We start from the raw sequence: 22,355 nt of genomic DNA, 5'->3' as shown, positions 1-22,355 counted from the left end.
GGAGACTATCCTTCAGGCCATCGCTTCACAAGTCAGGCCAGCGTGGCAGCTACTTGACGGCAGATGCGTGCCATGCGTTCTGCCCAGACCGCCTGACCTGCAGCATCACCGATCAGATCCTGCCGGATCTCGATGCCAAGGTAGGGGCGACCATGCGCCTCCGCATGGCGGTTCATCGTCGCGTTGAGGACCTTGCCCGAATAGGGAAGCTGGTCGCCGACCACGAGCCCCTCGGCCTCCAGCAGCGGGATCGCGATGCGCGCGGCGCGCTCGTCCTCGTTATAAAGCACGCCGACATGCCAGGGGCGCGGCTTGTCGCACGTCGCCAGTGCGGGCGTGAAGCTGTGGAGCGAGAGGATCAGCGCGGGCTCGGCGGCCGTGAGCTGGGCTTCCAGATCGTGGTGATAGGCGTGGAAGAACTGCGAGAGTCGCGCCGAACGCCCCTGCGCGCAGAGCACGTTGCCGGGGATCTCGTGGCCGTCGGACACTTCGGGCAACAGGCCCGGCGCATCGAGGTCACGGTTGAAGTCGCAAACGAGGCGGCTGACGTTGGCGAGCCATGCGGCGATTTCACCGGTCTTGCAATTTTCGGCCACCATCTGCCCGGCCACGCCGGCCACGCCGATATCGATGGCGATGTGGCGGTTCAGCAGTTCGCCGTCGATGCCAAGGTCCACGCCTTCGGGAACGCGGTTGGAGGCGTGGTCAGCGACGATCAGGATGCCCCCGGCTCGCGGGGTGCCAAGGAGGCGCCAAGCCTCGGTAATACGGCCTTCGGTAATCAACGCAGTTTCCCGGACAATTGCCACCAGTCGGGGCGGGTTGCAGCGATCCTTGCCGCCGCCTCGCTTAAGGCTTGCTGACTCTCGTAAAGCGCGAAGCACGTGGCCCCGGAGCCGGACATGCGGGCAAGGAACGGCCCAGTCTCACGCAGCGCCGCCAGAACATCGGCCACGGCCGGGCAAATCTCGATGGCGGGCGCTTCAAGGTCGTTGCGGCCGGCAAGTGCGATGTCGCGAAGGGCTCCCGTCGGCATCGCCCCCCGGTCGATCCGATCCCATGCCTGGAACACCGGCCCCGTCGGCACCGGCACGCGCGGGTTGACCAGCAGGACCGGGCAACCGGCCAGATCATTCTCGGCCACTTCGGCAAGATCGGTGCCGGTGCCGGTGCCGATGCAGGGGCGCGAGAGCACGCAGGCCGGAACGTCCGCTCCGAGTTTCGCCGCACGGGCGTGCCAGTCGTCCGGCAGGCCGTGCGTACGCTCCACCATGCGGAACACGGCGCCCGCATCGGCAGAGCCACCACCCAGCCCCGCCGCTACCGGCAGACGCTTCTCGAGATCGACTGCCCAGCCCTTGCCATGCGGCAAGATCGCAAGCGCCTTGGCGACGATATTGCCGAAGGGATCATCGATCTTCGCGGCGAATTCGCCATGCGTCGTCAGGCAGTCAACCTCGGCAGGCGTCGCCGCCAGTTCGTCCCCCGCGTCAACGAAGGCGAACAGCGTTTCCAGCTCATGATAACCATCCTCGCGCCGTTTGCGGACATGGAGCGCGAGGTTGATCTTGGCGTAGGCAGTTTCAGAAATCATCGCCGCCATCCCTGAAACGAGCGAGGCGTTGGAGCAACCCCCGACGCCTCGTCTTTTTCGCAAATGACCGCCCGCGATCACATATTAGGCCAATCACATGTTAGGATAGTTCGGACCGCCGCCGCCTTCGGGCGTGACCCATTCGATGTTCTGGGTCGGGTCCTTGATGTCGCAGGTCTTGCAGTGGACGCAGTTCTGCGCGTTGATCTGCAACTTCATGCCCGAACCGTCGGGATCGACGAACTCGTAAACGCCCGCCGGGCAATAGCGCGCCTCAGGCCCGGCATAGAGCGGCAGGTTGATCTCGGTCGGGACCTTGGGGTCCTTGAGCCGCAGGTGGACCGGCTGGTCTTCCTCGTGGTTGGTGAACGAGTAGGACACGCTGGTCAGGCGATCGAAGCTGATCACGCCGTCCGGCTTGGGATAAGCGATCGGCTGGTAGAGATCGGCGCGCTGGGTGCACGAGGCATCGGTGTGATGCTTCATCGGCTTGGCGAGGCCGAAACCGAACAGCGTACGCAGCCACATGTCGGCACCGGCCAGAATCGTGCCCAGCTCGCCGCCCCACTTCGCCACCATCGGCTCGGCATTCTGGACGAGCTTCAGTTCCTTGGCGATCCAGCTTTCGCGCACGGCGCTGTCGTATTCGCTCAGCGCGTCCTGCTCGCGCCCGGCCTTAATCGCCGCGGCAATCGCCTCTGCCGCCAGCATGCCGCTCTTCATCGCGGTATGCGTGCCCTTGATGCGCGGGACGTTGACGAACCCGGCCGAGCAACCCGCCAGCACGCCGCCCGGGAAGGCCAGCTGCGGCACCGACTGCCAGCCACCTTCGTTGATCGCGCGCGCACCGTAGGCAACGCGCTTGCCACCTTCGAGGATCGCGCGGATTTCCGGGTGCTGCTTCCAGCGCTGGAATTCCTCGAACGGATAGACGTAGGGGTTCTTGTAATCGAGCGCGGTCACGAAGCCGAGCGCGACCTGGTTGTTCGCCTGGTGGTAGAGGAAACCGCCGCCCCAGGCGTTGTTCTCGCTGAGCGGCCAGCCCTGCGTGTGGATCACGCGGCCGGGAACGTGCTTGGCGGGATCGATGTCCCACAGTTCCTTGATGCCGAGGCCATAGATCTGCGGCTGGCAATCGGCTTCCAGATTGTACTTGGCCTTCAGACGCTTGGTCAGGTGGCCACGCGCGCCTTCACAGAACACGGTGTACTTGCCCAGCAGGTTCATGCCCGGCTGGAAATCGCCCTTCGGATTGCCCTCGCGGTCGACGCCCATGTCGCCGGTCTGAACGCCGATCACGGCGCCATTGTCATCGTAGAGGATCTCGGCTGCCGGGAAGCCCGGGAAGATCTCGATCTCCAGCGCCTCGGCCTGTTCGGCCAGCCAGCGGCAGAGGTTGCCGAGCGATCCGGTGTAGTTGCCCTCGTTCGACATGAAAGGCGGCTGGATGAAGTGCGGCAGCGCGAACTTCTTCTTCTTGGTGAGGTGCCAGTGCAGGTTGTCCGTCACCGGCGTTTCCGCGAGCGGGCAGCCATCCTCGCGCCAGGTCGGCAGCAGCTCGTCGAGCGCCTTGGGGTCGATGGTAGCGCCCGACAGGATGTGCGCGCCGATTTCGGAGCCCTTTTCGAGCACGCAGACCGAGAGTTCGGGATCGATCTGCTTGAGCCGGATCGCCGTGGACAGGCCCGCAGGACCACCACCGACGATGACGACGTCGTAAGGCATCTCTTCACGTTCAATCATGGCAGTCCCGACTCCTGACCCCGTCTTTGACCCTATTGGGCCTTTTCGCCCCAAAAATTGCGATTCACACACTTAAGCGTGCGATTAATTCGTGTTGTGCCTTGATTGGTGGAATGCGACAGGTCAAGACCCACGCGATGGATCAGGCTCCAAATCGGCAATTTCTGGACGATATCACAGCTGCGCTCAATTGGTGGCGCGGCGCCGGTGTCGACCACGACTACCTCGACGACCCGCGCGAGTGGATCGTGCCCGAGGAGGAGCAGGACGAGAACGGCGACCGCCTGCCCCCGCGCCGCGTGCCGGCTGCGGTGCAGGAAGTGGTGGTCCCCACCCGTATCGACCCCGCCCTGCTGCCCGCCGACATCGACGCCTTCCGCGCCTGGTGGGCCAGCGAGACGCTGCTCGACGATGGCGGCCCGACCGGCCGCCTGATGCCGGAAGGCAAAGTCGGCGCCAAGCTGATGGTGGTGGTCGAAACTCCCGAGGCTGAGGACCGCGAGCGTCTGCTGTCCGGCCCGCAAGGCCGCCTGCTCGACGCCATGCTGGCCGCCTTCGGCACCCGCCGCGAGGATGTCTACCTTGCCAGCGCCCTGCCCCGCCCGGATCCGGTGCCGAACTGGCGCGCCGCGGCTGAGCGCGGGGTCGGCGATGCCCTGGCCCGGCACGTCGCTTTGGCCGCTCCGCAGCGGCTGATCGTGCTCGGCGGCAACGTTCTGCCGCTGATCGGCCACGAATCACCGCAACGCGCTGCCGTTTTAAGACAATTTCAGCATGAAGGACTGACGATACCTCTAATGGCTGGCTGGGGGCTTGCCGCGCTGCTGCAAAATCCGCGCGCGAAGGCAAGCATCTGGAGAGCCTGGCTGGAGTGGACAAAGCCCTAGGAAGCGGGCCTCTGCCCCGGCCGAAGGATCAGGGATCAGGTCGCACGATGCGGGGATTTTGACGTGAACAAGTTTGCCAAGGCAGCGCGCGCCGCGGGGGTGGCTGCGCTCGCCGTAACAACGCTGACAGCAACGCCGGCCTTCGCCAACAGCGCCGCGGTGGACTATTTCCGCAGCCGGGCCGACAACACTTCGGTCCCATCGCTGCTGAGCCAGGATGACCGGGCCTTTTACAAGCAGGCCTTCGCCGCAGTCGACGCCAAGGACTGGGCCGCCGTCCAGAAGATGCTGGCAGACCGCCCCGACGGTCCGCTGCACCAGCAACTGCGTGCGGAATATTTCCTCGCCGCCGGTTCACCGAAGATCGAACTGACCGACCTCCAGACCTGGCTGGCACAGGGCACGGAACTTCCCGGAGCCGACCAGATCAGCCGCCTCGCCCTGAAGCGCGGCGCCATGTCGGTCCCCAGCGTCCCCAGCGAGCAACCTTTCGCGCGCCTGCCGACGATGGCCAAGCGCGTGCGCCCGGCGTCGATCAGCGACGGCACGATGCCCGCTGCGATCGCCTCGGGCATCAACGAGCGCATCAAGAACGACGATCCCACCGGCGCGCGCCTGCTGCTGGATGGCATCGACGCCGGCCTCAGCCCTTCGGCGCAGGCCGAATGGCGCCAGAAGATCGCCTGGGCCTACTACATCGGCAACCAGGACACCTCAGCCTACCAAATGGCCCAACTCGGCGCGATGGGCAGCGGCCCATGGGTCGGCGAAGCCTGGTGGACCGCCGGCCTCGCCGCATGGCGACTGGGCGACTGCGACGGCGCTGCCGACGCTTTCGACAAGACCGCCAAGTCCTCCGAAAACGCCGAACTGTCCAGCGCGGCGCACTACTGGCGCAGCCGCGCCCTGGTTCGCTGCCGCAAGCCCGAAGCCGCATCGGCCGAACTGCGCCTGGCCGCCGCGCGCGATGAGACGCTCTACGGCATGCTCGCCGCCGAACAGCTGGGCATGAAGCTGCCCGAACAGCATGCCGCCGCCGACTTCACCGCGTCCGACTGGCAGACGCTGCGCAACACGCCCAACATCCGTGCCGCCGTGGAACTGGCCGAAATCGGCGAGGACGGCCTTGCCGACGAAGTGCTGCGCCACCAGGCCCGCATCGGCGACGCCGCGCAATATGCCTCGATCAGCCGCCTCGCCCGCGATCTCGGCCTGCCTTCGACGCAATTGTGGATGGCCTACAATGCGCCCGCCGGTGGCCGCCCCGAACCGGCCAGTCGCTTCCCGACGCCAAAGTGGACCCCGGCTGGCGGCTGGAAGGTCGACCCGGCGCTGGTCTATGCCCACACGCTTCAGGAATCGATCTTCCAGACCAGCGTCGTCAGCCCCGCCGGTGCGCGCGGCCTGATGCAGATCATGCCCTCCGCCGCCCGCGACCATGCCTCACTGCTGGGTGTTTCGGGTACCGCCAGCGACCTCAACAAGCCGGAAGTGAACCTTGCCTTCGGCCAGCAGCACTTGCAGACCTTGCGCAATGCGCCAGGCACGCAGGGCCTGCTGCTCAAGGTCATGGCCGCCTACAATGCCGGACTGGTGCCGGTCACCCGCTGGAACACCCAGGTCAATTGCGACGGCGACCCGCTGCTGTGGATGGAATCGCTGCCCTACTGGGAAACGCGCGGCTATGTGAACATAGTGCTGCGCAACTACTGGATGTACGAGCGTCAGGCCGGCGGCCCTTCGGAAAGCCGCATGGCGCTTGCACAGGACATGTGGCCGACCTTCCCGGGGCTGTCCGGATCGCAAGGTGTCCACATGGCCGCAAGCGGAGCGATAATGCGTGGCCATTGATCATGAACGTCAATTCAAGCCCATCAACATCGCGCTCCTGACAGTTTCCGACACCCGCACCGCCGAGAACGACACCTCGGGCGACATTCTCGAAGGCCGCATCCGCAAGGCAGGTCATCGCCTTGTCGCCCGCGCGATCGAGAAGGACGATGCCACCCGCCTGACGGTCCGCTTCAACAACTGGATCGACGACCGCGAGGTCGATGCGATCGTGGTGACCGGCGGCACCGGCCTCACCGGCCGCGACGTCACGCCAGAGGCGATCGACCGGGTGAAGGACAAGGACATTCCCGGCTTCGGCGAACTGTTCCGCTGGATCTCGTACAAGACCATCGGCACCTCCACCGTCCAGTCGCGCGCTTGCGCGGCGGTGGCGCGAGGCACCTACATCTTCGCCCTGCCCGGCTCCAACGGCGCGGTGCAGGACGGTTGGGACGGCATTCTGGCCGAGCAGCTCGACAGCCGCAATCGTCCCTGCAACTTCGTGGAACTGATGCCGCGGCTCAGGGAAGTCTGAGCGCCGCGCCGCAGATCAGGCGGGGTTCCACAGCGGCAACCGGGCCGCTTGCTCGTCCGAAAGATCAATGCCCATGACCTCACGCAAGGTTCGGGTATAATCGCCGGCGTCAGCGACTTCCCGTACCTCAGCCACGCCGTCGCAGTGGATGGTAAGCTGGCGGTCGGTCATGGCTGCGAAGCCGTTTTCCAGCACGACACTGGCCACGCAAAGTGTCGTGAAGCGGGTGCCGGGGCGCGTGGCGGTCCAGTGGTTGCCCATTTCCAGATCGTCCTGCGCCACTTCGGCCAGATCAAACACGTATTGCGGTTGCCAGTCGCCATGGTCGGCGCTGCGCCCATCGGTGGCGCTGGCAGGTCCCGCGCGTTCCAACCGCCATTCGCCGCCCAGCGCACCACGCTCGCCGCTACGCAGCAGGCGGTGCCAGGCCCCGTCCGGGGTCTGCGCCTGAGCGCCATCCTCGAGGGGCAACGGCGGCACGTAACTGCCGCCAAAGCCCGCATCGGCAATCCACGCTGCTCCGCCCAGATTGACCAGTACCAGTGTATGCGTGCGCGGCGGCGCAGCCTGTTCGGGCAAGCCCAGCAGCACCCGCGCCAGTAGCGGCCGGTTCACCAGCCCGAGGGCGGACAGCGCGTCGGACAGGAGCCGGTTCTGTTCGAAACAATATCCCCCGCGCCGACGCAGAACCAGCTTCTCGAACACGCTGGCACTGTCGATGCGAATGCCCTCGCCCAGCGGAATGGCCAGGTTCTCAAACCCGATCGCGCGGCGATGGGCACGCTGGAGAAGGGCCAGCCCTGCGGCATCCCGAGACGGCGCAGCGGTGAGGCCGATACGGGCGAAATAGCGTTCGATTTCCATGAAACGCTCTAGAGCACCCTTGGCCCGCGGCCGGCAAGGCTGTTGATAACTTTGCGCATATTCTCGGGACAGACTTGGGCAAAACGAGTGAATATACGGCGCAAAACGTGCGGGCAGTGGGGACAAGCCTGTTCATAACCACGGCATATACGGAGCATAATCGGTGGAGGAACGGCGCATATCCTCAGCCCGCCGCTAGAGCGTTTTCCGATCTGATTGGATCAGATCGGGCTCTCCAGATTCTTTGTTTTCCGCGCTTTTCCGAGTCACTGCGTGTTCCACTCCGTTCGAAAAACGCTCTAACGACAGGACCGGCATCGCCACCCGCGCAAAATCGCGCTCGGCCATGCCGGGAACCAGACCCAACGGCGATGGCCCATAAGCTGCGGCCCATTGCTGCATGACGGCGATGAACGCGTCCGGATCCTGGGCCGCGCGAAGCAAGGCCGCACCGCGATAATGCCCAGTCGTCGGAGCCGGGTCAGGTCACCACGTCAGGCGCGATGCGCCCGGTATGGCGAACGATGCCGGCGGCCGCTTCTGCCGCAGCCACTTGCGCCTCCAGCATGACGCCGGTGTCAGCATCAAGATGCCCCGAAGGCGCCTCGTAGCGTTCGAGATAGACCCGCAGCGTCGCCCCCTGGGTGCCGGTGCCCGAGAGGCGGAACACGACGCGGCTGCCATCCTCGAACAGAACGCGCACGCCCTGGTTGGCGCTGACCGAATGGTCGACCGGGTCGGTATAGGCAAAGCTGTCCGCATGGGCGACCACCAGCGGGCCGAACACCGTGCCTGGCAGGCTCGGCAGCGCAGCCAGCAGTTCGGCCATCAGCGCGTCGGCGTCCGCCTTGTCGACACCCTCGTAATCGTGCCGCGCGTAGTAATTGCGGCCGAACCGCGCCCAATGCGACTTTGCCAGATCGTCGACGCTGATCCCGCGCACGGCCAGAATGTTGAGCCAGAGCAGCACGGCCCAGAGCCCGTCCTTCTCGCGCACATGATCCGAACCGGTACCAGCACTTTCTTCCCCGCAGATCGTCACCTTTCCGGCGTCAAGCAGGTTGCCGAAGAACTTCCAGCCGGTCGGCGTCTCGTAGCAGGGCACGCCAAAAGCCTCGGCCACCCGGTCGGCAGCGCCGCTGGTCGGCATCGAGCGGGCAATGCCCGCAAGCCTCCCGCGATAGGCCGGCGCGATCTCGATGTTGGCCGCCAGCATCGCCAGCGAATCCGAAGGGGTAATGAAACGCCCGCGCCCGATGATGAGGTTGCGATCGCCATCGCCGTCCGACGCGGCGCCGAGGTCGGGCGCTTGCGGCCCCATCATGAGGTCATAGAGTTCCTTGGCGTAGATCAGGTTGGGATCGGGGTGATGTCCGCCAAAATCCTCCAGCGGGGTGCCGTTGACCACCGTGCCCGGCGCAAAGCCCAGCCGGCGCTCGAGGATTTCGTGCGCATAGGGCCCGGTCACCGCGCTCATCGCGTCGAAACGCATGGTGAACCCGCTGGCGACCAGCTTGCGGATGTGGTCGAAGTCGAACAGCGTCTCCATCAGGTCGGCATAGTCCGCCACCGGATCGATGACCTGCACCGTCATCTCGCCCACCATGGCTTCACCGACGCGGTCGAGGTCGACGTCCGCGGCCTCCACCGTCAGCCAGCGGTCGATCCCGGTGGTGCGCGCATGGATCGCCGCGGTCACGCTTTCCGGCGCCGGCCCGCCATTGGCGATGTTGTACTTGATCCCGAAGTCCTCGTCCGGACCGCCGGGATTGTGGCTGGCCGAGAGCACCAGACCGCCGCTGGCGCCGTACTTGCGGATCACGTGGCTGGCCGCCGGGGTCGAGAGGATGCCGCCCTGCCCGACCAGCACCCGGCCATACCCATTGGCCGCGGCCATGCGGATCGCCTGCTGGATCACCGTGCGGTTGTGGAAACGCCCGTCGCCGCCGATCACCAGCGTGGCGCCCGGCGTCGGCGTGACGACGTCGAACACCGACTGGATGAAATTCTCGGCATAGCCGGGCTGCTGGAACACCCGGACCTTCTTGCGCAAACCGGACGTGCCCGGCGCCTGACCTTCATGGGGAGTGGTGGGAACGGTCACGATCCGGGTCAAGCGGGGGTCTCCATAAAAAGCATGCGGATAGTTCCTGAGCAGGAACCGAGCCAAGAAAAAGGGCTTCGGTAAAAAGGTTCCACCGAAAACAGGCAGTGCCTGCAAAGAAATTGCCTGGCACGGTTGAATGACAGTCTGGCGGCATCGTCAGCAATATCAAGCCCATCCATGGCAAAAGACAGGATCGTTTCAAGGTGTCCCGCGACCGGACGAGCGCCATGCAGGATCAAATAAGCCCGCGATCCCGCAGACTTACCGCACGATTTGCGCCCACTACGATGTGATCGTCGACAAGGAAGTCCAGGGCACCGGCGACATCGATAAAATGGCGGGTCGCCCGGATGTCGGCCGCGCTGGGCTCGGGATTTCCGGAGGGGTGGTTGTGCGCGATCACCAGTCTGCGCGCATCCAGCTCGAACGCGCGGCGCACGGCCCGGCGCAGCGGCAGGATCGCCGTGCTGCCATGGACCCCTTCGTGAAAGTCCTCAGCGATGAACAGGCCTTCGGCGGAGAGGTAGAGCACCGCCACGCATTCCTCGCGGCAGTTGCCGAGACGGCGGATGAGGTATTGGCGCAGGCGCGGGTTGCCGGGCTCGGTCGGTTCTCCGACCACCGCCTCGCGCGCGGCGAGGAGAGACAGTTCTCGGGCTGCGGCGATGGCTGCGGTCAGCAGCTTGAACCCCGGCGTCGAAACGCCGATGGTTTCGGCCAGGCTGGCGGCGGACGCGGCATGGATGCCCCGCAGCGAGCCGAAGCGCTGGATCAGACGGCAGGCAATCTCCTGCGTGCGCTCGCGCGCGAAAGGAGCCAGGACCTGCGCCAGGACGGATAGCTGCCCAGTCGCTTCTGCCGCCGCATGTGAGCGGCCAGGCCAAGCGCCAAGGCGATCATCTGCACGTAGGAAGGCATGATGTTCATCACCACGTAGGCCTGCCCCGAGACCATCTTCGCCAACGCCGGATAGACGTGACTGAAGAGTGCGATCAGCTGGGAACCGGCTATCCACAGCGGATAGACCCGGTTGGCGCCGAGCGCGACCACGAGGAAGGCGGCAAACCCGATGACGTCGATCGCCAGATGGGCAAAGTTCACTCCCAGCATCAGCATGGGTTGGATACCGACGAACAGGTGGAACATGCGATCGACAACCAGCATCCCCAGAATGGTGGCTGAAATGATCCGCTCCGGTGCGGCGCCGCGCCGCATCGCCAGTAAGAACAGCAGGACAAACACGCCATGCTGGAGATAGGCCCGCGCGCTCAGGAGAAACATGGAAGCCCCCCAGCCCCATGCCGCCGCGAGCGCGCGGAACCCGTCATCGGCCTGCTTGTGGTCAGGCCGACTGCAATTGCGGCATTTCCTCGACGAGGACCGCGCTCTGCGGGCAGGCTTCCGGCTCGTCCACGATGGCCTTCACCTGGCGCCCGGCATCGAGCAGCGCGCGATGGACACGGATCATGTCGTTCTGGCTTTCCAGCAGCGCGCGCTGCGAGCGGGCGAGACGCAGCAGCGCATTCTGGCCGGTGAAGTTGGCAACGCCATCGGCGCCGCGCGCCAGCACCATCGTTTCCATCAGCCGTGCCGAGGCCAGCAGCGCGGTGTCGAGCGAATGCTCGGCTTCGGGAAGCTGACGCGACAGGCGTGCAGCGGCGGCAGAAATCGACATTCCCATAAAAACCCTCCATCGACGTCCGCCGCTCACAGCGGACCCCCCACACAATCGCGGTACGAGGCTGGCTCACAGGTGCCGGCTCAAAGCCGTGGCAAGATCCAGTCCGAACACCGCGACGAGCAGAAGCCCGCCGGCGATGAGGACCATGGCTGCCACGCGGTTGACACCGGCATCAGGGCCATCGAGCACCTCGGGGACGATCCGTTCGACCGGCTCGTCATGCCACGGTGCCTCGACCCTGAAGGTCACTCCATCCGATAGCGTGAGGCGATTGCCCGGCTCGTCCCGAAGCCATCCATCGGCGATGACGCGGGCTGCGGGAACCTGAGGATTCTTCTCTGGTAGAGGATTACAGGCTGCATCCGCTGCCGCTGCGGGCGCCGGCCCGGCGGCCATCACCGCGCCCGCCGGATCCTGCGCGCTGACAGCTCCCTCACCGGCGACGAGGTCGTCTCCCGGGGTTACGGGCGCCGCTCCGTCCAACAGTGCCGTCTGGGCAGGATCCTGCCGCTGGTAGAAACGATAGGCCCGCGCCAGTTCGGCACGAGGCGGCGAGCCGGTTCGCCCGCGCACGCCCTCGATGCGCTGATTCACCGCACTCTCGGAAATTCCGAGCTCCCACGCGATTTCCTTGCTGGTCCGATTTTCGGCGACCAGCCGCAGCACCTAATGCTGCTTTCCCGTCAGCCCCGGCAGGGTTTCCAGGATACCCCGGAACAGTCCTGTTTCACTCTCGCGCGCCCCCAATTCGAAATTCATATCCCCCAGCGTCCCGATCCGGCGGGCAATCCCCCTCCCACCGGTTTCTCCCTTATGTATATCGCGGTAACCAATTCGGGATCAATCGTAACTTGGGCGGAATCCAAGGTGAAACGGCAGTAAAGCGCCATTACGAACACGCTCAATGCCTCCGTTAACCCCGCATTCACCATGCCCAACGTGATCCACGTTAACCATCCAAGCGAATCGATTCGCGCCCCTATCGGCCGGGCGATGCCATCTTGCGGCGCAGAGGCCGAAAAACGCTGACTGCGGCAATTGTCACAAACGTACGGCAGGCCAATACAATTTCTTACTATTCGAGGATTTGCCAGCCGCAGCCCACCATCTAGCCCAGGGTCATGAGTATCCTGCGCCCATCTGCGGCACCGTTGCCAGCCGCCCCCCGCATCGCCCTGCCCCTGCCCGAGCGCAAAACGAGGGGCCGACGCGGCGCGCTGTGCCTGCTTCTGGCTTCCAGCGGGTTTGTGGTGCCGGCCGATGCGATGGCCCAGCAGGCCGTCACGGCCAAGGGCGCAAATGGCAGCTCGAGCGCGACCACATCGGAAAGCGCGGGCCAGAACACGGGCCAGAACTCTGGCCAGAACTCTGGCGAGACCGACAGCGGCTCCACGGACGAGATCATCGTCACCGGACAGGCGGTTCCCGGCGCGGTGATCGGCGACATTCCGCCGGAGAACCGGATCGGCCAGGGCGAGATCGCCTCCTACGGCGTCGATTCCATCAGCGATCTGCTGGACGAAATCGCCGACCAGACGACCAGCATCTCGGGACGGGATTCGTCGAGCGGGCCGGTCGTGCTGGTCAACGGCAAGCGTGTCTCGGGCGTCAACGAAGTCGGCGACCTCCCGGTGGAATCGGTGCTGCGGGTGGACATCCTGCCCGAAGAAGTGGCGATCAAATACGGCTACGACGCGCAGCAGAAGGTGGTCAACATCATCCTCAAGCGGCGCTTCCAGTCGCGGGTGGCCAATCTCGAGGGCGGCATGTCCACCAAGGGCGGCGGCGGACAGGGCTCGGGCGCTTTCACCTATACGAGGATTCGCGACAACGACCGGCTCAACCTGATGGGCAAGGTCAACAGCCAGGCCGCGATCCTCGAAAGCGATCGCAACATTACGGCCGATCCCGACAGCGACGTCACGGCGGCCGGCGGCCTTTCCGACGAGCGGCCCTATCGCACCTTGCAGGCATCCACCCGCAACTACGCAATGGCAGCCAGTCTTGCGCACGATCTGGGTGGCTCGGCAAACATCTCGTTCAACCTCAAAGGCACCTACAAGACCAGCCGTTCACTGGGTGGGCTTGCCGAGGGCGAACTGTCCGTTCCGGCCAACAATCCGTTTTCGGGCGGCTCGGATTCGAGCTTCACGCGCTATCTGTCGAACGATCCGCTTAACCGGGCGAGCAATTCCGGCGATGTCTCGGCGGGGACGACCTTCAACGTGGACTTGTCCAGCCGCTGGAAACTCTCGGTGATCGGCAGCTACGACCACAGCGAATCGGACACTCGCAACGAGACCGGTTACGATCTCGACGCGCTTCAGGCCGCGCTCGATTCGGGCGATCCCGACGTCGATCCTTACGGCACATTATCGCCCACCCTGCTCGGCTCGATGCTGACCACCCACGCCAAGTCCATCACGGATACCGGCAGCGCCAGCGCGCTGATCTTCGGCAAGCTGCTCAAACTTCCGGCAGGCGACATGGGCGTGAGTTTGAAACTGGGCGGCGACTTCACTTCGCAGTCCTCCAGCACGATCCAGAACGGCGCGGCGACCGACAGCGACGCCAACCGCACCAACGGCAGCGCCAAGCTCTCCGTCGACATTCCGCTGACCAGCCGCAGCAAGGGCGTGCTCGGCGCCATCGGCACGCTGAGCCTCAACCTCAACGGCGGCATCACGCAAGTGTCGGACTACGGCACGCTGGGCACGTTCGGTTACGGGCTCAACTGGACGCCCGTGACCGGCGTGACCGTCATCGCCGCCGTGAACGAGGACCGCAGCGCGCCGACCGTCTCCCAGCTCAGCGGCCCGGTGATCACGACCACCAACCAGCGCGTCTATGACTATGTGACCGGAGAATCGGTGCTCGTCACCTCCGTCACTGGCGGCAACCCGAACCTCAAGGCCGACGACCGCCACAGCTTCAAGCTGGGCATCAACGCCAAGATCCTGAGCGAACCCAAGCTCAACTTCAGCGCCAGCTACGTCAACAGCCGCAATCGCAATGCCATCATGAGCATCGGCGGCGTGACCGAGGACCTTGAGGACGCCTTCCCCGACCGCTTCATCCGCGATGGCTCGGGCACGCTGGTGAGCGTCGATTCGCGTCCGGTGAACGTCTATATGCAGCGCACCGAGCAAGTGCGCTGGGGCTTCAACTTCTCCACCCAGCTACGCAAGCCGAAACGCCCGGAACGGCCGCCATGGATGCGGCAGGGCGAGAACGGCCAATGGCGCGGACGCCGTAATGGCGAGCAGAGCGGCGAGCAAGCTGGCCAGACCGGCGGACAACGCCCGGCCGGCGAAGCCAACGGCCAGCCGCCGCAAGGCGAAAGCCAACCGGGCCAACCCGGCAGCGAAAACGAGATCACCGTCAACGGCCAGCGCGAGCAGGATGGCCCCGGCGGCTTCGGCCCGCCTCCCGGTGGCTTCCCGCCCGACGGCCCGCCGCCGGACGGTTTCCGCGACGGTCCCCCTCCCGGCGGCCCTGACGGCTTTGGCCCGCCTCCCGGCGGCGGTCCTGGAGGACCGGGAGGCCCCGGCGGCTTCGGCGGCCCCGGTGGGCGCGGCGGCCGTGGGTTCTCCGGCGGCAGCGACAACGGCGCGCGCCTGTTGGCCTCGGTCTATCACACCTGGGTATTGCGCTCCGACGTGCAGCTTACCGAAGACGGCGAGACCATCGACCTGCTGCACGGCGGCACCGTCACCGGCAGCTCGACGCCTCAGCACAAGATCACGGCCAGCGTGGGCGTGGTCGACAACGGTCTGGGCATGCGCCTTGAAGGCAACTGGCAAAGCGCAACCAAGGTCAACGGGGACAGCCTGTCCTCCTCGACCGGTGACTTGCACTTCTCGTCGCTGGCGACGCTGGACCTGCGCCTCTTCGCGAACCTCCAGAACCGCTTCCGCGGCAAGGCCTGGGCGCGCGGCACCCGCGTCAGCCTCTCGATCGAGAACCTGTTCGACACGCGCCAGACCGTGACCGACGCTACTGGTGCCACGCCTTATGCCTATCAGAAGGACTATCTCGACCCGATGGGGCGGACGGTGCTGCTTTCGGTGCGGCGCATCTTCTGACGATACGAAAAAGGGGAGCGGTCCAATAAGGACCGCTCCCCTTTTTTCATTTCCAGCCTGAGCGGAAGGTCCGCCGTCCTTATTCCTCGCCCATGCGAAGCGCGGCGATGAAGGCTTCCTGCGGGATCTGAACGTTGCCGTACTCGCGCATGCGCTTCTTGCCTTCCTTCTGCTTTTCCAGAAGCTTCTTCTTGCGGGTGATGTCGCCGCCGTAGCACTTGGCAGTCACGTCCTTGCGCATGGCCGAGATCGTCTCGCGCGCGATCACCTTGGCGCCGATGGCCGCCTGGATCGGGATCTTGAACATGTGGCGCGGGATCAGTTCCTTCAGACGCTCCACCAGCGCACGGCCGCGCGGTTCGGCCTGGCCGCGGTGCACGATCATCGAGAGCGCATCGACCGGCTCGTTGTTGACGAGGATGTTCATCATCACGAGGTCACCCTCCTGAAGACCGATCTGCTCGTAGTCGAAGCTGGCGTAGCCCCGGCTGATCGACTTCAGGCGGTCGTAGAAGTCGAACACCACTTCGTTGAGCGGCAGTTCATACGTCACCTGGGCGCGGCCACCGACGTAGGTCAGGTCCTTCTGGATACCGCGACGGTCCTGGCAGAGCTTGAGGATCGAACCAAGGTATTCGTCCGGCGTGTAGATCACCGCCTTGATCCACGGCTCTTCCATGAAGTCGATCTTCACCGGATCGGGCATGTCGGCCGGGTTGTGCAGTTCCTTCACGGTGCCGTCGGTCATCGTCAGACGGTAGACCACCGAAGGCGCGGTGGTGATGAGGTCGAGGTCGTACTCGCGGCTCAGGCGCTCCTGGATGATTTCCAGATGCAGCAGGCCGAGGAAGCCGCAGCGGAAGCCGAAGCCCAGCGCCGCGCTCGATTCCATCTCGAAGCTGAACGAGGCGTCGTTGAGGCGCAGCTTGCCGATCGATTCGCGCAGCTTCTCGAAGTCGTTGGCATCGACCGGGAAGAGCCCGCAGAACACCACCGGCTGGACTTCCTTGTAGCCCGGCAGCGCTTCGGTCGCGCCCTGCTTCACGGTGGTGATGGTGTCACCGACCTTGGCCTGTTCCACTTCCTTGATCTGCGCGGTGATGAAGCCGATCTCGCCGGGGCCGAGTTCGGGCAGGTCGATGCGCTTGGGGGTGAAGCAGCCGACGCGGTCGATCAGGTGCTCGGTGCCGCCCTGCATGAACTTGACGCTGAGGCCCTTCTTGATGACGCCGTCGATGACGCGCACCAGGATGACCACGCCGAGGTAGGGATCGTACCAGGAATCGACCAGCATCGCCTTGAGCGGCGCGGTGCGGTCGCCCTTGGGGGCCGGGATCTTGGCGACGACGGCCTCGAGGATCTCGTCGATGCCGATGCCCGACTTGGCCGAGGCCAGCACGGCTTCGGAGGCGTCGATGCCGATCACTTCCTCGATTTCGCTGCGCACCTTTTCCGGCTCGGCGGCGGGCAGGTCGATCTTGTTGATGACGGGCACGATCTCGTGGTCGTGCTCGATCGACTGATAGACGTTGGCCAGCGTCTGCGCTTCCACGCCCTGCGCCGCGTCCACCACCAGCAGCGCGCCTTCGCAGGCGGCAAGGCTGCGGCTGACTTCGTAGGCGAAGTCGACGTGGCCCGGCGTGTCCATCAGGTTCAGCTCATAGGTGATCCCGTCGGAGGCCGTGTAGTTCAGGCGCACGGTCTGCGCCTTGATGGTGATCCCGCGTTCCTTCTCGATGTCCATGTTGTCGAGCACCTGCGCGCTCATCTCGCGGTCGGAGAGGCCTCCGGTGCGCTGGATCAAGCGGTCGGCAAGCGTCGACTTGCCGTGGTCGATATGGGCAATGATCGAGAAATTACGGATCTGGGCGAGTTCGGTCATGGATGCGCCGTTAGCAGCGCTTGCGTCATTTGAAAATGCGTCTCTGCGCGCATTTTCGAGCGCCCGTCAGCTGACCTTGCGCAGCGGCCCCACCTCGGCCGGTTCGAAGCGCGTGCGCGAGGGCGTGAACAGCACGGCGCCGTGCGGATCGAGTTCCAGCGGCGTGCCGAATTCGACCCCCATGTGATCCTCCCGGCACCAGCGCGCCGTCGCGAGAACGACGTTGTCCTCGGCCAGATGGAGCGCAAAGCAGGTCTCCACCGGCACGTTCCACAGGCCTTCCACCAGCGCGCCGGTCTGCGAGACGTTGCGGATCGTGGCATGGTAGATATGGCCGCCGTGCTCGAGCACGACCTTGCGCAGCATCGTCTGCCGCGGTGCCCGCGCCGAGCGCGGCCCCGTGGCAACCGCTCCCATCCCGTGTCCGAGGCGGGCGATGACGCCTTCCGCATTGAGTGGCTTCTCGTAGATGTAGCCCTGGATATGGCTGCATCCCAGCAGTCGGACGAGATCGAGCTCGTCGAGCGTCTCGACACCTTCGGCGGTCGTCTCCATGCCCAGCGCTTCGGCAAGGCTGACGATCGAGGCGATGATCGCGCCGTTGCGGCTGCCCTCGATGGTGGCGCCGCGCACGAAGCTCTGGTCGATCTTGATCTTGTCGAACGGCGCCTTCTTCAGATAGCCGAGCGAGGAGTAGCCGGTGCCGAAATCGTCGAGCGCCAGCCGCACGCCCACGCCCTTGAGCGCGGCGAACATGTCGTCGGTGGACTTGTCCTCGCCCAGGAACACGCTTTCGGTGATCTCCAGTTCCAGCCGCGAGGACGAGATGCCCGCATCGACGATCGCCCGCTTGACGATCTTGGGCAGATCCGGGTTCGAAAACTGCAGCGGCGAGACGTTGACCGCGACCCGCACCTCACCCGGCCAGCCCGCCATGTCGCGGCAGGCGCGGCGCAGCGCCCATTCGCCGATCTCGGCGACCAGCCCGGTCTCCTCGGCCACCGGCACGAACTTGGCCGGAGAGAGATAGCCGTGGCGCGGGTGCTTCCAGCGCAGCAACGCCTCGAACCCGGTGATGCGCTCGGTGGTGGTGTGGACCTGCGGCTGGTAGTGCAGTTCCAGCGCGCCGGCCGCGATGGCGTCGCGCAGATCCTGCTCCAGTTGCTGGCGCTCCTTGGCATCGGAATGCAGGTCGTCGTCGTAGAAGTAATAGCGTCCGCGCCCGCCACCTTTGGCCGCATAGAGCGCAAGGTCCGCATTGCGCACGATTTCCTCGGCAGTGACGCCGTGATCGGGACAGAGCGAGATGCCCACCGAAGCGCCGATGGTCACCCGCACGCCGTCGATCGTGTAGGACTGCGACAGGTTCTCGATCACGCGGCGCGCCAGATGGGCAAGGCCTTCGTGCTGGTGATGGCCCGGCAGCAGGACCTGGAACTCGTCGCCGCCGAGACGCCCCACGCGCCCCATCGCCCCCACGGTATGGGTCAGACGCTCGGCGACCTGCTTGAGCAGTTCGTCGCCGGCCGGGTGGCCCATCGTGTCGTTGACCTGCTTGAAGCGGTCGAGATCGAGCAGGAACAGCGCGCAGGCCCGGCTTTCGAGCCGCGGCGAGGTCAGGATCTTCTCCAGCCACTCCGCCATCTGGAAACGGTTGGCGAGCGCGGTCAGCGAATCGAAGCGCGCCAGCTGGGTGACGTGCTGCTGCGACTTGCGCGATTCGGTAAGGTCCGTGCCGGAGCCACGAAAACCCAGGAAATTGTGGAACTGGTCCAGCACCGGGCGGCCCGAGATCGACCACCAGCGCTCTTCCTCTTCCGGCGTCGCGGCGCGCACGGTGAGGTCCTGGAACGAAGACCGGGTGGCAAGGTGGAAGGCCAGCGTGCGTTCGCTTTCCTGGCCGCCGATCTCGAGATGGAAGAGGCTGTTGAACGGCCGCCCCACCACTTCAGACTGGGCCGCCCCCAGCAGCCCCGCAATCGGAGCCGAAACATATGTGATGGCACCGCGCCGGTCGGTCTCCCAGAACCAGCCCTGCCCGGTTTCCTCATATTCGCCGAGCAGTTCCTCGGCCCGGTGCTGACGCATCTCCTGCTCGCCGCGGCGCACCGATTCGGCGGCGGCCACGCGCACCTGGCGCATCGCCACGACCAGACCGATGCCGCTGCCGCAGACCAGCAGGATGAACGATTCGATCCATGCCGTCGCCATCGAGGCACCGCACCAGAGCGCCACCGTCGCCGCGACCGTCGCGGTCAACCGGCCCTCCAGCAGCACCGTCGAGAGCAGCACCAGCAGCACCAGCCCCTGTACCGTCAGCGCCCCCTTGAGCACCGGCGCCCAGATGCCCATGGCATTGCCGAACAGCACCATCGGCAGCGCGATCGCCACCAGCATGATCGGATAGCGCAGCCAGCTTGCTGGATCGCAGCGTTCCTCGATTCGCGACAGCCAGGGCGCGGCGAGACAGCCGAGCGCCGCCAGCAGCACCAGCGGGGTGACCAGCAGGCCCGGCGCCCGGGCAGACACCGCGCCGATCACCGCCATGACGCCGATCATCGCCGGAGCCATCAACTCCCAACGGCGCGGCACGAAATAGAACAGCGGATCGCTCGCTCCGCCCTTGGGGCGCAGGAAGGCAAAGTTCTCAGCAAAACCACGCGGACGGGAGACCGTGTCCCCGGCATCCCGATCGCCGAAACTCCTGCCGGACGCGGCCGTTTCGGGATCGCAATGGGGCTCACGAGGGCTACCGACACGCGCACGCTCGATTGCGCCCACGCCCGGCACACCCTTGCGAACGGTATGCCGTTGCCGCCTGGAACCCATATCCACCATGCGTCCGCTATGGCCTGCGGGCCATTTCAAAAGGGTTAACCCCCGCATGGTCCCTTACCGCAGAAACACTGAATTCGCAGGGGCTGACAAACCCTAACAACACCTCTCCCGAAACGCCGAACACGACGGACCGACACCGTTTTTGCTTGCCGAACGGGCCGCTGCATGTTTGCCTGAGACATGACGGGGTTCACGCCCGGTGCACCCCATCGAGGGAGAGCAAGTCCATGCGACATATCGCAATCGTGGGATCGGGTCCGGCCGGCTACTACACGGCGGAAGCGGCGCTCAGGCAGTGGCGCGACGATGTCCGGGTCGACATCTTCGATGCCATGCCGGTGCCCTTCGGACTGATCCGCAACGGCGTCGCCCCCGACCACCAGTCGATCAAGGGCGTCTCCCGCCGCTATGAGGCCACCGCGCTCACCGACAACGTACGCTTTGTCGGCAACGTCATGATCGGCCGCGACGTCACCATCGGGGAACTCCAGGACCTCTACGACGCCGTCGTGCTGGCCACCGGCGCGCCGGGCGACCGCAAGCTGGGCGTGCCGGGCGACGACCTCGCCAACGTTTTCGGATCCGCCGCCTTTGTCGGCTGGTACAACGGCCACCCCAACTTCTCCTCGCTGGCACCCGACCTTTCCGGTGAAACCGCCGTGGTGATCGGCAACGGCAATGTCGCACTCGACGTCGCGCGGATCCTTGCCAAGTCGCAGAAGGAGTTCGAGGGTTCCGACATCGTCACCCATGCACTTGAAACGCTAACCGCATCGCGGGTGCGCCGCATCGTCATCCTCGGTCGGCGCGGACCACATCAAATCGCCATGACTGCCAAGGAACTGGGTGAGATCGCCCACCTCTCGCGCGCCTGCCCGCATGTCGATGCCGCCGACCTGCCGCCTGAAAGCGCCGATGCCGCGCTCGAGGCCGCACAGCGCAAGGCGGTTGGCCATCTGCGCGCCTTTAGCAAGACGCCCGAACCCGGCGCGCGCCCCCGCACAGAGCGCGCGGTCGAGATCGACTTCGCCTTCTTTACCGCTCCCCGCGCCATCCTTGGCGAAGGCAAAGTCGAGGCAGTCGAGGTGGAGCGCACGCGGCTGGAAGATGGCAAGGCCATCGGTACCGGCGAAACCTACCGCATCCCCGCAGGTCTCGTGGTCTCCTGCATCGGCTACCAGACCTCGCCGATCCCCGACGTGCCCTACGACCACGACCTCGGCCGCTTCGCCAACACAGAGGGACGGATCGCGCCGGGCCTCTACTGCGTGGGATGGGCGCGGCGCGGCCCCACCGGGACCATCGGCACCAACCGCCCGGACGGCTTCGCCATCGCCGAAAAGATCGCCGCCGACCTGAACGGCGATTCCGGGAAGCCCGGCCGTCCCGGTTTCGACGCCCTCGCCGCCCGACGCGGGATAGACTACGTCAAGTTCGCGGACTGGCGAAAGATCGACGAAGCCGAGATCGCCAATGCCCGCGCCGGCTCTCCGCGTGAGAAGTTCGTGGAAGTCGAACGCATGATCGAGGCTGCCGGAAAACAGTAACCCGGCCTTTCCGTTCAACCATTACACTGATTTCATTCCCTGTTTGTCCTAAGAATGCTACTGACGAAGCGTTGACTCATTCGCGGGGCAACAGGGGAAATGACAACAATGATGAATGGATCGCTTCGTCTGGGTGCGGCGCTGCGCTCGGTGCCGATGCGCGTCAGTGCAATGTTGGCGGGCGTTACGCTCGCGGGGGCGATGCTGGCGGCGCCGTCGATCATCGCCGATGCCCGGACCATGCCCGCTGTCGGCCAGCCTGCCCCCGAATTCGAATTGACGCTGATGAACGGAAGCAAGGTCTCCCTGGCCGAACTCAAGGGTCAGGTCGTCGTACTCAATTTCTGGGCAACCTGGTGTGTACCCTGCCGCGCCGAACTGCCGACTCTGGACAAGTATTACGCCTTGCAGCGCAAGAACGGCCTGCGCGTCTTCGCGATCACCACCGAAGGCTCGCTTCCGGCCTACCGCCTCAAGAACCTGTTCAACACCATGACGATCCCGGCCGCGAAGCACATCAAAGGCCCCTACGGACCGCTCACCGGCGTGCCCACCAATTTCATCATCGATCGTGCCGGCAAGGTTCGCTATGCGAAAGCCGGCGCATTCGACCTCGACGACCTCAACGCCCTGTTGGTGCCGCTGCTCAACGAACCGGCTCCGAACTGACGCAGTTCCGACTTCGACAATCATTGCATCTTCATGACAGTTTCTGGAAATAAATTTTCGTAATTCTTCTAGTTTCTTAGAAGTTTTAGC

18 protein-coding genes are annotated in these 22,355 nt (G+C 65.2%); 6 read left to right on the top strand and 12 right to left on the bottom strand.

Features of this window, described 5'->3' with window-relative positions; translation table 11 throughout:
• Positions 1–32: 32 nt before the first annotated feature.
• The 3 genes from OKA11_RS09795 to OKA11_RS09785 form a co-directional block, all read right to left on the bottom strand.
• A complete protein-coding gene (locus OKA11_RS09795; protein WP_267220023.1) occupies positions 33–785 on the bottom strand; it encodes an N-formylglutamate amidohydrolase in 753 nt (250 codons plus the stop codon).
• Positions 782–1,594 (bottom strand): 4-(cytidine 5'-diphospho)-2-C-methyl-D-erythritol kinase, encoded by an 813-nt coding sequence (locus tag OKA11_RS09790; protein ID WP_267220022.1) that lies wholly within the window; start codon positions 1,592–1,594, stop codon positions 782–784. Before OKA11_RS09790 ends, OKA11_RS09795 begins: the two co-directional genes overlap by 4 nt.
• Before the next feature lie 93 nt (positions 1,595–1,687).
• Complete coding sequence (locus OKA11_RS09785; RefSeq protein ID WP_267220021.1) at positions 1,688–3,337, bottom strand: electron transfer flavoprotein-ubiquinone oxidoreductase; 1,650 nt, start codon at positions 3,335–3,337, stop codon at positions 1,688–1,690.
• Positions 3,338–3,450: 113 nt separating this feature from the next.
• Here OKA11_RS09785 and OKA11_RS09780 point away from each other — a divergent pair, with 113 nt between their 5' ends.
• The 3 genes from OKA11_RS09780 to moaB all read left to right on the top strand — a co-directional run bounded on the left by OKA11_RS09780 (position 3,451) and on the right by moaB (position 6,592).
• Complete coding sequence (locus tag OKA11_RS09780) at positions 3,451–4,224, top strand: uracil-DNA glycosylase family protein (protein WP_267220020.1); 774 nt, start codon at positions 3,451–3,453, stop codon at positions 4,222–4,224.
• 99 nt (positions 4,225–4,323) lie between these two features.
• Entirely contained in the window at positions 4,324–6,075 is a 1,752-nt protein-coding gene (locus OKA11_RS09775; protein ID WP_379489282.1) for a lytic transglycosylase domain-containing protein, read from the top strand.
• Positions 6,065–6,592, top strand: a complete 528-nt coding sequence (gene moaB / locus OKA11_RS09770) for a molybdenum cofactor biosynthesis protein B (RefSeq protein WP_142634443.1) — start codon at positions 6,065–6,067, stop codon at positions 6,590–6,592. The genes OKA11_RS09775 and moaB overlap by 11 nt, the downstream gene beginning before the upstream one ends.
• Before the next feature lie 15 nt (positions 6,593–6,607).
• Here the strand turns inward: moaB and OKA11_RS09765 are convergent, their stop codons facing one another.
• The 7 genes from OKA11_RS09765 to OKA11_RS09735 all read right to left on the bottom strand — a co-directional run bounded on the left by OKA11_RS09765 (position 6,608) and on the right by OKA11_RS09735 (position 11,910).
• Positions 6,608–7,456 (bottom strand): arylamine N-acetyltransferase family protein, encoded by an 849-nt coding sequence (locus tag OKA11_RS09765; RefSeq protein ID WP_267220018.1) that lies wholly within the window; start codon positions 7,454–7,456, stop codon positions 6,608–6,610.
• Positions 7,457–7,651: 195 nt separating this feature from the next.
• The gene (locus OKA11_RS09760) at positions 7,652–7,900 is read right to left on the bottom strand and encodes a hypothetical protein (protein WP_267220017.1); all 249 of its coding nucleotides are present in this window, start codon (positions 7,898–7,900) and stop codon (positions 7,652–7,654) included.
• Positions 7,901–7,937: 37 nt separating this feature from the next.
• Entirely contained in the window at positions 7,938–9,572 is a 1,635-nt protein-coding gene (locus OKA11_RS09755; RefSeq protein WP_267220016.1) for an alpha-D-glucose phosphate-specific phosphoglucomutase, read from the bottom strand.
• A 226-nt stretch (positions 9,573–9,798) separates the two neighbouring features.
• A complete protein-coding gene (locus OKA11_RS09750; RefSeq protein ID WP_267220244.1) occupies positions 9,799–10,095 on the bottom strand; it encodes a JAB domain-containing protein in 297 nt (98 codons plus the stop codon).
• A gap of 239 nt (positions 10,096–10,334) precedes the next feature.
• On the bottom strand, positions 10,335–10,844 hold the full coding sequence (locus OKA11_RS09745) for a hypothetical protein (protein WP_267220015.1): 510 nt from the start codon (positions 10,842–10,844) through the stop codon (positions 10,335–10,337).
• 61 nt (positions 10,845–10,905) lie between these two features.
• The gene (locus OKA11_RS09740; protein WP_267220014.1) at positions 10,906–11,238 is read right to left on the bottom strand and encodes a hypothetical protein; all 333 of its coding nucleotides are present in this window, start codon (positions 11,236–11,238) and stop codon (positions 10,906–10,908) included.
• 72 nt (positions 11,239–11,310) lie between these two features.
• On the bottom strand, positions 11,311–11,910 hold the full coding sequence (locus OKA11_RS09735) for a helix-turn-helix domain-containing protein (RefSeq protein WP_267220013.1): 600 nt from the start codon (positions 11,908–11,910) through the stop codon (positions 11,311–11,313).
• Between the two features lie 455 nt (positions 11,911–12,365).
• On the opposite strand from OKA11_RS09735, the gene OKA11_RS09730 reads away from it, so the two are divergent.
• Positions 12,366–15,329, top strand: a complete 2,964-nt coding sequence (locus tag OKA11_RS09730) for a TonB-dependent receptor (protein WP_267220012.1) — start codon at positions 12,366–12,368, stop codon at positions 15,327–15,329.
• Between the two features lie 79 nt (positions 15,330–15,408).
• Here the strand turns inward: OKA11_RS09730 and lepA are convergent, their stop codons facing one another.
• Positions 15,409–17,211 (bottom strand): translation elongation factor 4, encoded by a 1,803-nt coding sequence (lepA, locus tag OKA11_RS09725; protein ID WP_267220011.1) that lies wholly within the window; start codon positions 17,209–17,211, stop codon positions 15,409–15,411.
• Positions 17,212–17,277: 66 nt separating this feature from the next.
• Complete coding sequence (locus OKA11_RS09720) at positions 17,278–19,992, bottom strand: EAL domain-containing protein (protein ID WP_267220010.1); 2,715 nt, start codon at positions 19,990–19,992, stop codon at positions 17,278–17,280.
• A gap of 284 nt (positions 19,993–20,276) precedes the next feature.
• Between OKA11_RS09720 and OKA11_RS09715 the strand changes: the two genes are divergently transcribed.
• Together OKA11_RS09715 and OKA11_RS09710 are read left to right on the top strand one after the other, a co-directional pair.
• Positions 20,277–21,596, top strand: coding sequence for an FAD-dependent oxidoreductase (locus tag OKA11_RS09715; protein WP_267220009.1), 1,320 nt, complete (start codon positions 20,277–20,279; stop codon positions 21,594–21,596).
• A 171-nt stretch (positions 21,597–21,767) separates the two neighbouring features.
• Entirely contained in the window at positions 21,768–22,265 is a 498-nt protein-coding gene (locus tag OKA11_RS09710) for a TlpA family protein disulfide reductase (protein ID WP_379489281.1), read from the top strand.
• Positions 22,266–22,355 lie beyond the last annotated feature (90 nt).

This window comes from Novosphingobium clariflavum (genome assembly GCF_026420865.1).
In the GTDB taxonomy this organism is placed as follows: domain Bacteria; phylum Pseudomonadota; class Alphaproteobacteria; order Sphingomonadales; family Sphingomonadaceae; genus Novosphingobium; species Novosphingobium clariflavum.
This window is presented reverse-complemented; position numbering and strand designations above follow the sequence as displayed.

Coding starts and splice junctions, on each gene's coding strand:
- OKA11_RS09780 (WP_267220020.1), top strand. CDS start 3,451: ATGCGACAGGTCAAGACCCACGCGATGGATCAGGCTCCAAATCGGCAA.
- OKA11_RS09740 (WP_267220014.1), bottom strand. CDS start 11,238: ATGTCGATTTCTGCCGCCGCTGCACGCCTGTCGCGTCAGCTTCCCGAA.
- OKA11_RS09715 (WP_267220009.1), top strand. CDS start 20,277: ATGCGACATATCGCAATCGTGGGATCGGGTCCGGCCGGCTACTACACG.
- OKA11_RS09745 (WP_267220015.1), bottom strand. CDS start 10,844: ATGTTTCTCCTGAGCGCGCGGGCCTATCTCCAGCATGGCGTGTTTGTC.
- lepA (WP_267220011.1), bottom strand. CDS start 17,211: ATGACCGAACTCGCCCAGATCCGTAATTTCTCGATCATTGCCCATATC.
- OKA11_RS09765 (WP_267220018.1), bottom strand. CDS start 7,456: ATGGAAATCGAACGCTATTTCGCCCGTATCGGCCTCACCGCTGCGCCG.
- OKA11_RS09730 (WP_267220012.1), top strand. CDS start 12,366: ATGAGTATCCTGCGCCCATCTGCGGCACCGTTGCCAGCCGCCCCCCGC.
- OKA11_RS09790 (WP_267220022.1), bottom strand. CDS start 1,594: ATGATTTCTGAAACTGCCTACGCCAAGATCAACCTCGCGCTCCATGTC.
- OKA11_RS09785 (WP_267220021.1), bottom strand. CDS start 3,337: ATGATTGAACGTGAAGAGATGCCTTACGACGTCGTCATCGTCGGTGGT.
- OKA11_RS09710 (WP_379489281.1), top strand. CDS start 21,768: ATGTTGGCGGGCGTTACGCTCGCGGGGGCGATGCTGGCGGCGCCGTCG.